A 13161-nucleotide genomic window follows, 5' to 3' on the forward strand; every position below is an offset into this window, starting at 1 on the left:
TCTTATTTCCCTGTACGAAACGTCATTTATCCCTTTGTCTTATTTTCCTTTATGCTTTTGATGTAACCTATGCCATGGAATGGGCTCTTCTGTTATACGGGGGAGCCTTATTTTTTGCCCATAGGGCAAAAAATAACCTCGCGAGGAGTCGCGAGGTATTTAAGTGGATTACTAACCCATTTTTTTAATAACCCAAAATCTTTAACATGCTCTGGGCGGTCTGTTCCTTGGCATACAGCCAGTCTTTCAGTTGCCCATTCTTGTCATATCCTACAATTACGTGTTTCGGTGATGGGATCAGGCAGTGTTTAATACCGCCATAACCGCTCAGCTGGTCCTGGTAAGCACCTGTATGGAAGAATCCTATATACAGTGGCTCTTCATGTCCCTGCTGCTTGGGTAAAAACACCGCGTTGATATGTTCTTCTGATGTATAGAAGTCATACCCGTCACAGGTTAACCCACCCAGATGGACCTCCTGGTATTCCTGGTCCCATTTATTAATGGGCAACATCAGGAACTTCTCTCCGATGCCCCAGGTATCCGGTAAAGTAGTGATAAACGAACTGTCTATCATATACCAGATCTCTCTGTCGTTCTGCATCTTTTCTCCAACCACACTATATATTACCGCACCGCTTTCGCCTACGGTAAAGGAACCGAACTCTGTATAAATATCAGGTACCGGCACCTTGTTCTTCTTACACATGCTTTTGATGTTGGCTACAATCTCGTTTACGATATAATTGTAATCATAATCAAAACCAAGGGAGTGTTTAATAGGGAATCCACCACCAACATTTATACTATCCAGCTCCGGACAAATCTTCTTCAGCTGGCAGTAAAGGTTGATCACCCTGTTAAACTGGCTCCAATAATAGATATCATCTTTGATACCTTTATTCATAAAGAAGTGAAGCATTTTCAGCTCGAACTTCTCGTTGCCTTTGATCTTGTCCACATAAAACTCCAGTACATCACGGGAAGGAACGCCAAGACGGGAAGTATAAAAATCAAAGCTAGGTTCTTCTTCGGCTGCGATACGCAAACCGAGTTTTACCTTTTCTTTTGACCGGACAAACTTCTTATAGTCATCCAGTTCTTCCCTGTTATCCAGTACCGGAATTACATTCTTAAACCCACTGTTGATCAATTTTGCAATTGCGCGGGTGTAAGGTTTTGTCTTGTAACCGTTACAAATAACCTTCGTCTCTTTATTGATCTTCTTACGCTCATATAACTTATTGATAATATCAATGTCATATGCAAAGGATGTTTCAATATGAACACCATGTTTAAGCGTCTCCTCCATTATAAAGGAGAAGTGTGAACTCTTGGTACAATAGCAGTAATAATAATTGCCTTCGTACTTGTTCTTCTTAATTGCATCCTGGAACATCTTCTTGGCCTTATTTACCTGCATCCCGATCTTTGGGAGGTAAGTAAGCTTGAAAGGTGTGCCGTACTTGTCAATCAAAGCCTTGATATTCAAATCATTGAATTCAAGGTAGTTGTTCTTAACATCAAATCCTTCCTGCGGAAACTCAAAGGTTTGATTAACGAGATCTGTGTAGGTGCTGTTCATTTAAAACCCGGGAAAAATTTTAGGATTAGAAAAAGCAATCACAACCCTCGCTGGAAAACTCCTGGTTTACACACCTACGTCAGTTCGGAACCCAGCAAAATTGGTTGCAAAGCTAAATATTTTGTCCTATTGACGGGACAAAAATTTCTACTTTTTTTTAAACGGTTAGATATTAGCTTAAATTACTCCATATCAATACATTAAGGACTTTTACACATCGTTAATTTCTATAATTTAAGTAGCTCCAGACTGCGTCTTCCCTCACAGAAAATAAGGTCGAGGATACTCAGATTTGGCAGGAAACCCACTCTTTCCTGGAAAACCTGGGTATAAACAGGACCATTACCGGCTTCGGACGGGGACATAGTATCTCTTAAATCCGTAATCCCTGTTTCCGGGTCCTTATTATATGCATCTGTAAAAGCTACCGGGTGACTCAAACCAATCACATTATTTGCCCATTCGAAACATGCCATGTTCCAGTCGAGCAGAAACTCAGCAGGCTGTTCATATAATTTCCCCAATGACTCTTCATGATATTCGAACCAGGGAGAACGACGGTAAGCAGATACCAAAGTCTTCCAATGTTGTCCCTGCCATTTTTCTTCATTACTGATTCTCACATCCTTCATCACCGTCCGCTGGTTTTTTCCTCTTGCCAGGGGAACACTCAAAAGAATGCGTCCGTTTGGTCCGGCGATATAACAGCGATTACGAAAACTCAACTTCTGATAGTGTTCATATCTTTCTATCAATAATATATCAAGGTTGATTAAAGTTTTATAATAGGTAAGATTAGGAAAGTATTGAGATTCAATTAGTAATGTTGATTTTGTAGTATCAACTGCCATATCGTCTAAATTTAGTGGTTACTATGTAAATACCTGCGTTCTGAATGATTGTATCAGTTATGATTAATTACTTAACAATTAATTGTAAGTAATTGTAAAACAATTCATAGAACAATTAAAAAGATGCTATTCTCTTTAGCAATTCGTGTTATAAAGTAAAAAGATAAGCAGCCGCAAATTTACTAAACTATTTAGTACCTTTTTTGTTCATTTTCAATGGGTTTCTTACTTAAAGTAAAATGCTAAGCAGAGGGTATGTATCTCAGCAGTAATACACCAGACGTGGTTAAAACTTTCATAATTCCCCCATCCTCTTTTTGAGATCTATTTACTTTCATGTAGGTTTGAGAAAATATCACTTAGATCATTTGTCATGAAATATATCAGACTGAGCATTTTCATTTTGGCTATCTGGGGAATGGCCGCCTCCTGCGAAAAAGTGAAAGACCTCGAATTTGTGAGAGTAGCAGGATTTAAAGTAGGCAACCTCGGCTTTTCAAAAAGTATCGTTGAGATGACCTTGTCTTATTACAACCCCAACAATTTTAACCTGAAACTCAAAGATGCCAACTTTGATCTTTTCTTCGACGATACCCAGGTAGGTCATTCTGTTCAGGACACGATGATCTATATTCCGGCAAAAGACACTTTTTACTTCCCGGTAAAACTGGAGATCAATATGGAGAATGTGTTCAAAAATGCCCTTGGCGCTCTCATGAATAAAGAGGTAACCATTAAGGCAACGGGAAATTGTAAGGTGGGCAAAGGAGGGGTGTTTTTGCCTTTCCCTATAAAATGTGAGACGAAACAACCATTGAACTTCTTCTGATAAAAAGTATAAAATTCAAAGATTTTTATCTGACAGACATATATAAAAAAATCCCCCTGGTCTAGAATCAGGGGGATTTTTTTATTCAGCTCATTACCATTTTGGCTTCCGCACATTACCATAACCACCACCTGCAGGTCTGTCTTCAAAATGCAAATGTGGCCCGGTTACGTTACCCGTAGCTCCCACTTTTCCCAATTGCTGTCCGGCAGTTACCTTAGTACCTGTGCTTACAGAACGGGAGGATAAATGGCAGTAAACATAATCACGACCATTTGCACGCAGGCCGATCCAGTTACCATAAGCCCCTCCATTGGAGTTGGACCATACAATAGTGCCGGCCAGTACAGCAACCACCGGTTTGCCACTTGGGGCTGCATAATCATCTCCTGTATGGAATCCCGCAGCGTACCGGGGATCTTTCACACCATAAGGATAAGTGACTTTGTAACCAGGTACAGGGGAGGCAATTTTTGCCGCAGCAGCAACATCCAGTGCTGCAATTTCCTCAGTTGACTCGATTTTCTTTTCTGGCTCCTGTTTAGCAGCTAACTCAGTTTTTGAGCAGGATACCAGTGCAGTAAAACATACTGCCATTCCCAGGATGGGAATCATCTTGAATTGGGTGTTTTTCATCAATACACGTTTATGGTTAAAAAAAATCTTCTAAAATGACAAGGATGTCATGGAGATAGGTTTTCGCATGGTTAAAGCGGTTAATATGGTTATTCAATTGAGGGTATAAAAATATAGGTTAACCAAAAATAATAAATAACTATAATATAACAGATAAAAATATATGGCTAGATAAGCATAAAAAAAGTGTCCCGTGGCTACGGGACACTTTTACCTATTAAAGCGTTGATTAGTGCTTTTTCTTGTCTTCTCCACCGCCATCTTCCGGCTTCTTACAGCAGGTTGGTAACTTGGCATAAGACTCTTCGTTTGCCTTTATGTTATCAGCATCATACCCTGCATTTGCAATAGCTGTTTTCACATTCTCGATGTTGGTACGGTCGCTGAAAAACTTCACGGTAGTGATACCATGTTTGTAATCCACCTTGGAAGAAGCAACGCCCTCTTCTGTTAACAGATACCTTTCAATACGACTTTTACACTGTTCGCATTGCACAGTTGGGGTACTGATCTTTGCAGTTACCATAGTACCCTTTTTTGCCTGGGCCATAGTAACACCTACACCCACAAATAATAATACCATTACAAGTTTGATGATACGCATAACTTACTTTTTGTAATTCTAATATAATAAATACCTTTCAATTGATAATCTCCTTTATGAAGAACGGTTACACCGTCTGTAAATTCCATTTATCCGGAGCGCTTCTCCAGGCTTCCAGTGTAGCCAGCTCTGATTCAGAAACTACCCCTTTTTCTACTGCCAGTTCGATCAGTGCACTGTAATTGCTGAGTGAATAGAAAGTTACGCCCGCTGCTTCAAATGCTTTTACGGCTACATCAAATCCATAGTTAAAGATGGATACCATTCCCACTACTTCCCCACCTGCTGCCCTGATAGCTGCTACAGCTTCCAGGCTGCTCTTACCGGTAGAGATCAGATCTTCCACTACAACAACAGGCTGGCCTGGCTGTAATACCCCTTCAATCAGGTTTCCCATGCCATGCTCTTTTGCCTTTGCACGCACATAGATAAAAGGCAGCTTCAGCTGATCTGCCACCAGGGCACCCAAAGGAATACCACCCGTAGCCACCCCTGCAATCACTGCGGCATCCGGGAATGTTTCAAATACCACATTGCACAACTCAGACTTTACATAGTCACGCACATACGGGAATGACAATATCTTACGGTTATCGCAATAAATAGGCGATTTCCACCCGGAAGCCCAGGTAAAAGGTTCTGCCGGACGCAGCTTTACTGCCTGTATCTGAAGTAGCTTCTCTGCTATCTGTTTTTCGCTGATCTTACTCATAGAAGACAAAAGTACTTATTTCGGAATTATCTTTTATCCTCTGTAATTTTGCAGCATGCAAAAAGACTCAATAATATATCTTAACGAAAGGCCATTGATTATAGTGCCTACCCACCAGGCTATTCCCAATAAATATAAAGACGCCGTATTATATACCCTGCCGGATCAGCATACTGTAGAAAGTACCCTCCAGGCACTGGAAACCGGTAAACTGCCGGCCGCCATTTTCATCAATCCGGATACAGATGCCATGCTGGAAACAGTGAAGGGCTATTTTAATATATTAGTAGCTGCCGGTGGTTTAATCACCAACCAGGAAGAAGAGATATTGCTGATGTTCCGTCGTGGCAAATGGGACCTTCCCAAAGGAAAACAGGATGAAGGGGAAAACCTGGAAGCATGTGCCTTACGTGAAGTAGAAGAAGAAACTGGTTTACATAGCGTCACCCTGGAACATAAAATCACCGAAACCTTACATTTTTATACCTACAAGGAAAAGAAAATCCTGAAGCATACATACTGGTATAAAATGAAGTTTACCGGAACAGAGCTCACCATCCCGCAGATAGAAGAAGATATTGTTGATATTCAATGGGTAAAACCGGAACATCTGAGTAAGTACCTGAAATTCTCTTACCAGAATATTACTGATGTATTTGAGAAGGATGGATATCCTGTATAAATAACTGGTAACGGAGATACTGGTCTCCGTTATTCTTTTATATCTCTTATGGCTACTGTAAGCCGGCTGATACAAACCAGTTTGTTATGTTCATCGGAGATACGGATATCCCATACGTGGGTAGTAGATCCTATATGCAAGGGCCGGGCAATAGCATGTACATAACCGTCCTTCACTCCTTTTATGTGGTTGGCATTAATATCCAGGCCCACACAGATCTGTTTTGTGGTATCAATAATCAGCCATGAACCCACACTGCCTACTGTTTCTGCCAATGCAGCCGAAGCCCCGCCATGCAATAACCCATATGGCTGACGGGTAAGGTTATTTACCGGCATGATCATACGCAGGTAATCAGGTCCTATTTCCGTAAACTCCATACCCAGTGCTTCGGACATGGTATTTTTACGACCGTCATTGAGTTGGTCCAGGGAAACATTCAGCGAGTGCCAGATTGGTTTCATATTGTTGATTTGATGCTGTTTAACACTTTCTCTGGTAGTAACTGGGACGCATCCCCTCCGTAACGCAGCACATCCCGTACCAGTGAAGACGCAATAGTAGAATATTTTGGGGTACAACTTAAAAAAATTGTTTCAACCTTGCTATCCATCATGCGGTTCACGTCAGCAATCGCTTTCTCGTATTCAAAATCTGCAATACCCCGGATACCCCTTAATATAAAGCGGGCGTTGATCTGTTTGCAGAAGTTGATGGTGAGTCCTTCGTAGGTAACCACCTTTACTTTAGGCGTATGACTGTAAATATCTTTAATCCACTGGATGCGTTGCTCTATGGGGAACATAGGTGTTTTGGTAGAATTGGTACCAATGCCTACAACCAGTTCGTCGAATAAATCCAGTGCGCGGTCTATTACATCTGTGTGTCCCAGTGTAATAGGGTCAAATGTGCCGGGAAATAAACAAATACGTTCCATATTATTTCTTCAGTTCTTCCCTGTTGATGAAAATAGAAAAGATAGTTGAGCCATAGTTACGCTCACTGCGGTAATAAGAATGTTTCTTAAAATCCATGTTCCGGGTATGTTCTATAACGAACCATCCTTCCGGGGGTAACAGTTCCCGCTCAAAAACAAGCTGCGGTACTTTGTCCAGTGTTGGCATTCCGTAAGGCGGATCTGCAAAGATGAAGTCAAATTTCTCTGTACACTGTCCCAGGTAGCTGAACACATCCATTTTTTGCACCTTAATCCGGAAATCCATTTCGGCAGCAGTCTTTTTAATAAACTCTGCCATGTTTGCATCTTTCTCTACAGCGGTGATATCTGTAGCGCCTCTGGAAGCCAGTTCATAACTGATACTTCCGGTACCGGCGAAAAGGTCCAGTATTTTAAGAGAGGGAATATCAAGATTATTTTCGATGATATTGAATACTCCTTCTTTGGCAAGATCTGTAGTCGGGCGGGTATGCGGCATATTAGCCGGTGGCTGAAAGCGCAATCCTCCTTTATCTCCTGCTATTATACGCATAATGCGAGTGCATATAAATTGTTGAAATAATAAGCGGGGATCTCCTGCATTTTATTGATGTAGCCAAAACCGGGCAGGCGCTGCATCCATTCCACCTTGGGAATGAAACGGTGTAATTCTTCGTAGATCTGGGAATCTGCGGTAACAGCCCCTCCTACTTTTACCCTGGCGTATTGCTCATTTAACCCGGTTTGACGCAGGGCGTTGATCAGATGATATACTACATCCAGACCATTCTGACAGGCAATTTCCTGCTGCGACAGCAGTTGTCCCAGCTTATATACAGTGAGTGTAAACTTATGTTGCTGAATATCGATAAAGGCTACGCCGTTAATATCGCGGTAGTCGTTATCGAAAGAGTATGATTTCAGTAAGGCGGTGTTAACGTGTAATGTATTGTCGGTAGCAAATTCCTTACGCAGATAACCCAGCAGGTCTTTATCTACAGCGTAGATATTTACCATCTGCTGTTCCTGCATGATGTCTGCCAGGATAACTTCCTGTGTTTTTTCCGGGTAGATCAGTTCCAGGTAATCCTTTTTCAGAGAAGGATTGTAATGCTTTGCAGGCACGATAGTCGTATCTCCTCCGTCGAAAGCCAGGTATACTGCTTTGAAATGTGTAAATAACAGTTTGTCGGCATCAAATACCTGCTCTATCATCTCCAGTTCTGCCGTCGCTCCTTTCTGCGTCTGAAACCGGTAAGATTTCAGCGCCATGAACTTTTTGGCAACCGGATTATAGACTACGTAACTGAAAACTCCCTTCCCTGTAAGTACCAGTAACTGGCAGGTGGTAAGATCTGTTTCCAGTAAAGAAGCATCATCCACGGCAAAGGCAGGATGTATGTTATATGTAACAGACATTATTAATACATTAGATATGGCACAATAATAACTAAAAATAGTGACTTTGGGGCGAGTCCCTTGTTATTCCGGCCGTTACAGGGTATTTTACCTGTAAAGGAGTCGATTCTTATACCTGTTTGTCCCCCTATCCTTTACTCCAATCCTTCCAGCATCTTTTTACACTGGGATTTGAGATCAGTATCATCCTGATATATACTTCTCAGTGATACAGCTTTCTTCAGCACTTCTATTGTTTTATCCTGTTCGTCGTTCTCTTTATAGGCCCTGGCCAGTTCCAGGTAGTTCAATACGAAGGAAGGGTCCAGCTTGCGGCATTTCTCATAATTGCTGATAGCTGAGGTAAGAGAGCCATCCGGCAAACCACCGAACAACATTTTGGCTGCCGCCTTTTCAAAAGTATTGAGGTTGGCAACTTCATAGTTCCACTTCCCTAATACATGGTACGCTTTGGCATAATTGGGGTTGAACTTGATAGCCAGCTCCGCGTATTTCTTTACTTCCTTGGAGGCTGCTACTTTCTCTTTAGCGCCGGCAATCAAGGCTTTACGTCCCATTGCCACAGCCATTACATAGTTGGCATCTGCATTTTCAGGTGCCAGTTTAAGGGCTTGTTCTGCATATGCCTTTGCCTCATCGTAATTACGAACCTTCTCATCACTATCTTTCTGACGGTAGCCTTCGCGGGAACAAAGCTCACTGGCGCCAATAAGGGCAGCAAGGTTATCCGGTTGAATCTTGATAGCATCTTTGTAACGGGCAAGCGCAACGCCCTCATTCATCTGTTTTTCAAGTTGTTTGGCCTGTTCTACCAGTTCATCAGCTGTTTGCGCATATAAAACACTGGAAAATAACAGCAGATAAGCAAAGGCCAATACGTTTTTTAACATAGGATGGAGTTTCTATATATATTAAAAATACTAATTTAATACCAACAATGGTATACCGGCCATCACTAACTTTAGTAATTTTTTTCCAGTGACACCACTGAATTACGTACGGAAGCACCCATTGGAGGGTTCATTTTGCGTAAAGAAACATTGGATTTTTGTACTTCGGGGTATTTCAGTTTGATAGCATCTGTGATAGCATAGACCACTTGTTCAAGCAGCGGCTGGGGTATTGCCATGATCTGTTCTACAATGGTAAAGATGCCCTGATAGTTAACGGTTTCTCTGATACTGTCTATAGGCATAGTACCGGGAATCGTAACATATACATCGATAATGAAATCATTACCGATAATACGCTCTTCGGGATATAACCCGTGGAAAGCTCTGATGTGAACGTGTTCTAAACCGATTGTTAACATACTATTTTGATTTTTTTGTGATGGAGCGATGCTCCATCACAAAAAAATTGAAGGGGTTTTGCAGGGCGAAGCCCTCCAAAATCATTAATTATTATGTTCTTTGGCAGACAGGTAACGTTCTGCATCCAGGGCAGCCATACAGCCACTACCTGCGGCAGTTACTGCCTGACGATAGATCTTATCCTGTACGTCTCCACATGCAAACACACCTTCCAGGCTTGTACGGGAAGAACCTGGTACTGTTTTAATATAGCCCTGCTCATCCAGTTCCAGTACATCTTTAAAGATGTCTGAATTCGGCTGGTGACCAATAGCCACAAAGAAAGCACTTACCGGTATAGTTGTTTCTTCCTGTGTTTTGTTGTTCAGGAGTTTCACACCTTCTACCTTGTTCTCGCCCAATACTTCCAGGGTTTCTGAGTTCCAGTAAACCATGATATTGGAAGTCTTCATCACACGGTCCTGCATAATCATAGACGCACGCATTTCATGACGGCGAACCACCATATGCACGTTGTTACACATCTTGGACAGGTACAGTGCTTCTTCAGCAGCGGTATCTCCGGCACCAACGATCACTACGTCCTTACCACGGAAAAAGAATCCGTCGCACACGGCGCAGGCAGAAACGCCGCTACCATTCAAACGTTGTTCAGAAGGCAGTCCAAGCCATTTGGCAGAAGCACCTGTAGCGATGATCACTGCATCCGCAGTCATCACTTTGTTTTCGTCTATTGTTATTTTATATGGCTGACTGCTGAAGTCTACAGAAGTGGCAAGGCCAAAACGTATATCAGCACCCATACGGGTAGCCTGTTTTTCAAAATCCACCATCATTTCAGGTCCCTGTACTCCTTCAGGATATCCCGGATAATTTTCTACCTCTGTAGTAATGGTCAGTTGTCCACCCGGTTGTATTCCCTGGTAAAGCACCGGTTTCAGATTAGCCCTGGCTGCATAAATGGCAGCGGTATAACCTGCCGGTCCGGAACCTATGATCAATAAATGCACATGCTCCTGCTGTTGGTTAGTTTCCATACTTCCTATGTAATATTAATAAGGTATAAAAATTCATATAGCGCCTGCAAAAATACGCTTCCGCTATATATAAAAAACACCGGCCATAAAATTTACAGCCGGTGCATTTATAGACATAATAGATTTTAGATGTGGTAGACAAACCGTCAGATCAGACCACGTATGGATAACGTTTCAAACAGCTCTGTAGTTTGCTTCGTCCAGGACCTATTATCCCAGGTAAGATTTTAATGCTCCGCTGTAGCGGGCTTTCTGCAATCTCTTAATGGCGCGTTCTTTAATCTGACGGATTCTTTCCTTTGTCAGGTCATATTTCTGCCCAATTTGTTCGATCGTAGCACCGTTTTCACCATCCAGACCAAAATACGCATTCACTATTTCAGCTTCACGCGGACTGAGGGATTTCAGTACCCGGCGGATCTCTTCACGCAGTGAATCACGCATTACGTCGTCATCGGTAATATCACCACCTTCCAGTAAATCTCCCATGGCAACATCTTCTGCTTCGTGTACCGGAGCATCCAATGACATGTGACGGGTATTACTCTGAAAAATATTGTTGATCTCCGATTCAGACATTTCCAGGATTTCCGCTAACTCTTCAGTAGAAGGTTCTCTTTCATTTTCCTGCTCAAAAGCCATATAGGCTTTATTAGCCTTATTATAAGTGCCAATTTTATTCTGAGGCAAACGAACCAGACGGCCCTGTTCTGCTAAAGCCTGCAGTATAGATTGACGAATCCACCACACCGCATAAGAAATGAATTTGAAACCTTTGGTTTCATCGAAACGCTGCGCTGCTTTAATCAAACCTAAATTGCCCTCATTTATAAGGTCGCTGAGGCTGAGCCCCTGGTGCTGATATTGCTTTGCTACGGATACAACGAAACGGAGGTTACCTGTAGTTAAACGTTCAAGAGCCTTTTGGTCACCCATTTTAATGCGTTGCGCCAATACGGTCTCTTCTTCAGGGGTTAACAAAGGGATCTTTGAAATCTCCTGCAGGTATTTTTCTACCGCCTGCGAATCACGGTTAGTGATCTGGGTGGCAATTTTAAGTTGCCTCATATTGAAAGTTTATTAGTTTACTAAATTTAATAACGTTGGAAAGAATTATTTTGTTGAAAAACTTTTAATATTTATCTTACAAACTATTCCAACTCTCCAATATTATCGTTCTAACAAATTAGCCTGCAAAGATCGTGCTAATAGCCCATACTGCCAAATATCTTCACAAACCTTTTCATTCTAATAACAAAGTACTCTATATAAACGAAATTTTATAGCCCTTTATTAGGTTATTTGAATGCTTTAAATAAATTTTAACAATTGATAAGTAATCACATTCAAATTAATAACTTCACTAATTTATTGTTCAATACATTGCAAATTCTTCAAGGATGACGATCGACTTTAGGAGTGATACTTTTACCCGTCCTACCCCCGGTATGTTGCAGGCTATGGCCAATGCAGCCACCGGAGATGACGTATTCGGGGAAGATCCAAGCGTTAACAGACTGGAAGCCATGATGGCAGAATATTTTGGCAAAGAGGCAGCTTTATACTGCCCTTCCGGCACGATGAGCAACCAGATAGCCATTAAAGTACACACCCAGCCGGGTGATGAAGTGATCTGCAGCAGCCTTGCCCACGTGTATATTTACGAAGGTGGTGGCATTGCTTTTAATGCAGGCGCCCAGGTACGCGCCATCGAAGGCGAACGTGGTATGATCACCGCCGAACAGGTGGCAGCTGCCATCAATCCCGATGACGTACATAAAGCCAGCACCTCACTGGTATGCCTGGAAAATACTTCCAACCGTGGCGGTGGCTGTATGTATGACATCGAAGAAATTAAAAGGATCAAAACCGTTTGCCGGGATAATAATCTCAAATTACACCTGGATGGTGCAAGGCTCTTTAACGCACTGGTGGCGGGCGGAGAGAATCCAAAGATCTATGGGGAACTGTTTGACAGTATCTCTGTTTGCCTGAATAAAGGCATGGGTTGCCCTATGGGTTCCGTACTGTTAGGCAGTGCTGCTTATATCAAAGCTGCCCGCCGTATCCGTAAAAAACTGGGTGGCGGATTACGCCAGGCTGGCTTTATGGCAGCCACTGGCATTTATGCCATGGAACATCATATTGCCAGATTGGCAGAAGACCATTATCATGCTAAACAGATTGCCAAAGCCCTGCTGGAGAAGTCGTTCGTCGGACATATGCTGCCGGTAGAAACCAATATCCTCATCTTTGAGGTAGTGGACGACTGGAATCCTAAGTCCTTTGCTGATTACCTGAAAAAGCATGACATACTGGTGATGCCGATTTCAGAAAACCAGGTGAGGATAGTGACGCACCTGGATGTGACACCTGCCATGATAGAAAAAACATGTGCCGCTATTGCGGAGATGCAATAATGATATAAAGGTCAAAACCCCTCTGCGGCAATTGCTACAGAGGGGCTTTTTATTTTTGGGGTTAGATGCCTTTGGATGAAGTTATTTATCTACTTCATCAGGAATGTTCGGTTAATCTTTAACAGTACTAAACTAA

Annotated in this window: 16 protein-coding genes; 3 read left to right on the forward strand and 13 right to left on the reverse strand. The window is 42.2% G+C overall.

Going from position 1 to position 13161, the window contains the following annotated elements; all coding sequences use genetic code 11:
- Positions 1 to 184: 184 nt before the first annotated feature.
- Both BMW86_RS01460 and BMW86_RS01465 read right to left on the reverse strand, forming a co-directional pair.
- Positions 185 to 1585 (reverse strand): type III PLP-dependent enzyme domain-containing protein, encoded by a 1401-nt coding sequence (locus BMW86_RS01460; RefSeq protein ID WP_089778271.1) that lies wholly within the window; start codon positions 1583 to 1585, stop codon positions 185 to 187.
- A 227-nt stretch (positions 1586 to 1812) separates the two neighbouring features.
- Positions 1813 to 2436, reverse strand: coding sequence for a WbqC family protein (locus BMW86_RS01465; RefSeq protein ID WP_089778273.1), 624 nt, complete (start codon positions 2434 to 2436; stop codon positions 1813 to 1815).
- A gap of 373 nt (positions 2437 to 2809) precedes the next feature.
- Here BMW86_RS01465 and BMW86_RS01470 point away from each other — a divergent pair, with 373 nt between their 5' ends.
- A complete protein-coding gene (locus tag BMW86_RS01470; RefSeq protein WP_089778275.1) occupies positions 2810 to 3265 on the forward strand; it encodes an LEA/WHy family protein in 456 nt (151 codons plus the stop codon).
- A gap of 93 nt (positions 3266 to 3358) precedes the next feature.
- On the opposite strand, the gene BMW86_RS01475 is transcribed toward BMW86_RS01470, so the two are convergent.
- The 3 genes from BMW86_RS01475 to pyrE all read right to left on the reverse strand — a co-directional run bounded on the left by BMW86_RS01475 (position 3359) and on the right by pyrE (position 5217).
- Complete coding sequence (locus tag BMW86_RS01475; RefSeq protein WP_089778277.1) at positions 3359 to 3901, reverse strand: M23 family metallopeptidase; 543 nt, start codon at positions 3899 to 3901, stop codon at positions 3359 to 3361.
- Between the two features lie 229 nt (positions 3902 to 4130).
- Positions 4131 to 4505, reverse strand: a complete 375-nt coding sequence (locus BMW86_RS01480; RefSeq protein ID WP_089778279.1) for a heavy-metal-associated domain-containing protein — start codon at positions 4503 to 4505, stop codon at positions 4131 to 4133.
- Between the two features lie 67 nt (positions 4506 to 4572).
- On the reverse strand, positions 4573 to 5217 hold the full coding sequence (gene pyrE / locus BMW86_RS01485; RefSeq protein ID WP_089778281.1) for an orotate phosphoribosyltransferase: 645 nt from the start codon (positions 5215 to 5217) through the stop codon (positions 4573 to 4575).
- Positions 5218 to 5272: 55 nt separating this feature from the next.
- Between pyrE and BMW86_RS01490 the strand changes: the two genes are divergently transcribed.
- Positions 5273 to 5899: an NUDIX hydrolase gene (locus BMW86_RS01490; RefSeq protein WP_089778283.1), complete on the forward strand. Its 627-nt coding sequence runs from the start codon at positions 5273 to 5275 to the stop codon at positions 5897 to 5899.
- A gap of 29 nt (positions 5900 to 5928) precedes the next feature.
- Here the strand turns inward: BMW86_RS01490 and BMW86_RS01495 are convergent, their stop codons facing one another.
- The 8 genes from BMW86_RS01495 to BMW86_RS01530 form a co-directional block, all read right to left on the reverse strand.
- Positions 5929 to 6363, reverse strand: coding sequence for a hotdog fold thioesterase (locus BMW86_RS01495; RefSeq protein ID WP_089778285.1), 435 nt, complete (start codon positions 6361 to 6363; stop codon positions 5929 to 5931).
- Positions 6360 to 6836 carry a pantetheine-phosphate adenylyltransferase gene (gene coaD / locus BMW86_RS01500; RefSeq protein WP_089778287.1) on the reverse strand — a complete coding sequence of 159 codons (477 nt, stop codon included), beginning with the start codon at positions 6834 to 6836 and terminating at the stop codon, positions 6360 to 6362. Before coaD ends, BMW86_RS01495 begins: the two co-directional genes overlap by 4 nt.
- Position 6837: 1 nt before the next feature.
- Positions 6838 to 7389 carry an RsmD family RNA methyltransferase gene (locus tag BMW86_RS01505; RefSeq protein WP_089778289.1) on the reverse strand — a complete coding sequence of 184 codons (552 nt, stop codon included), beginning with the start codon at positions 7387 to 7389 and terminating at the stop codon, positions 6838 to 6840.
- Positions 7380 to 8255 (reverse strand): DUF3822 family protein, encoded by an 876-nt coding sequence (locus BMW86_RS01510; protein ID WP_089778291.1) that lies wholly within the window; start codon positions 8253 to 8255, stop codon positions 7380 to 7382. Before BMW86_RS01510 ends, BMW86_RS01505 begins: the two co-directional genes overlap by 10 nt.
- Positions 8256 to 8389: 134 nt before the next feature.
- Entirely contained in the window at positions 8390 to 9145 is a 756-nt protein-coding gene (locus BMW86_RS01515; RefSeq protein WP_089778293.1) for a tetratricopeptide repeat protein, read from the reverse strand.
- Between the two features lie 71 nt (positions 9146 to 9216).
- A complete protein-coding gene (locus BMW86_RS01520) occupies positions 9217 to 9567 on the reverse strand; it encodes a dihydroneopterin aldolase (RefSeq protein ID WP_089778296.1) in 351 nt (116 codons plus the stop codon).
- Between the two features lie 84 nt (positions 9568 to 9651).
- Complete coding sequence (trxB, locus tag BMW86_RS01525) at positions 9652 to 10605, reverse strand: thioredoxin-disulfide reductase (RefSeq protein WP_089778298.1); 954 nt, start codon at positions 10603 to 10605, stop codon at positions 9652 to 9654.
- 210 nt (positions 10606 to 10815) lie between these two features.
- Positions 10816 to 11673 carry a sigma-70 family RNA polymerase sigma factor gene (locus BMW86_RS01530; RefSeq protein ID WP_012793808.1) on the reverse strand — a complete coding sequence of 286 codons (858 nt, stop codon included), beginning with the start codon at positions 11671 to 11673 and terminating at the stop codon, positions 10816 to 10818.
- A gap of 332 nt (positions 11674 to 12005) precedes the next feature.
- Here BMW86_RS01530 and BMW86_RS01535 point away from each other — a divergent pair, with 332 nt between their 5' ends.
- Positions 12006 to 13025 carry a threonine aldolase family protein gene (locus BMW86_RS01535; protein WP_089778300.1) on the forward strand — a complete coding sequence of 340 codons (1020 nt, stop codon included), beginning with the start codon at positions 12006 to 12008 and terminating at the stop codon, positions 13023 to 13025.
- Positions 13026 to 13161: the final 136 nt, after the last annotated feature.

The sequence above is a fragment of the Chitinophaga sp. YR573 genome (assembly GCF_900110995.1).
Taxonomy (GTDB): domain Bacteria; phylum Bacteroidota; class Bacteroidia; order Chitinophagales; family Chitinophagaceae; genus Chitinophaga.

Coding starts and splice junctions, on each gene's coding strand:
- BMW86_RS01495 (WP_089778285.1), bottom strand. CDS start 6,363: ATGAAACCAATCTGGCACTCGCTGAATGTTTCCCTGGACCAACTCAAT.
- BMW86_RS01505 (WP_089778289.1), bottom strand. CDS start 7,389: ATGCGTATAATAGCAGGAGATAAAGGAGGATTGCGCTTTCAGCCACCG.
- coaD (WP_089778287.1), bottom strand. CDS start 6,836: ATGGAACGTATTTGTTTATTTCCCGGCACATTTGACCCTATTACACTG.
- trxB (WP_089778298.1), bottom strand. CDS start 10,605: ATGGAAACTAACCAACAGCAGGAGCATGTGCATTTATTGATCATAGGT.
- BMW86_RS01535 (WP_089778300.1), top strand. CDS start 12,006: ATGACGATCGACTTTAGGAGTGATACTTTTACCCGTCCTACCCCCGGT.
- BMW86_RS01510 (WP_089778291.1), bottom strand. CDS start 8,255: ATGTCTGTTACATATAACATACATCCTGCCTTTGCCGTGGATGATGCT.
- BMW86_RS01475 (WP_089778277.1), bottom strand. CDS start 3,901: ATGAAAAACACCCAATTCAAGATGATTCCCATCCTGGGAATGGCAGTA.
- BMW86_RS01460 (WP_089778271.1), bottom strand. CDS start 1,585: ATGAACAGCACCTACACAGATCTCGTTAATCAAACCTTTGAGTTTCCG.
- BMW86_RS01470 (WP_089778275.1), top strand. CDS start 2,810: ATGAAATATATCAGACTGAGCATTTTCATTTTGGCTATCTGGGGAATG.
- pyrE (WP_089778281.1), bottom strand. CDS start 5,217: ATGAGTAAGATCAGCGAAAAACAGATAGCAGAGAAGCTACTTCAGATA.
- BMW86_RS01490 (WP_089778283.1), top strand. CDS start 5,273: ATGCAAAAAGACTCAATAATATATCTTAACGAAAGGCCATTGATTATA.
- BMW86_RS01520 (WP_089778296.1), bottom strand. CDS start 9,567: ATGTTAACAATCGGTTTAGAACACGTTCACATCAGAGCTTTCCACGGG.
- BMW86_RS01530 (WP_012793808.1), bottom strand. CDS start 11,673: ATGAGGCAACTTAAAATTGCCACCCAGATCACTAACCGTGATTCGCAG.
- BMW86_RS01465 (WP_089778273.1), bottom strand. CDS start 2,436: ATGGCAGTTGATACTACAAAATCAACATTACTAATTGAATCTCAATAC.
- BMW86_RS01480 (WP_089778279.1), bottom strand. CDS start 4,505: ATGCGTATCATCAAACTTGTAATGGTATTATTATTTGTGGGTGTAGGT.
- BMW86_RS01515 (WP_089778293.1), bottom strand. CDS start 9,145: ATGTTAAAAAACGTATTGGCCTTTGCTTATCTGCTGTTATTTTCCAGT.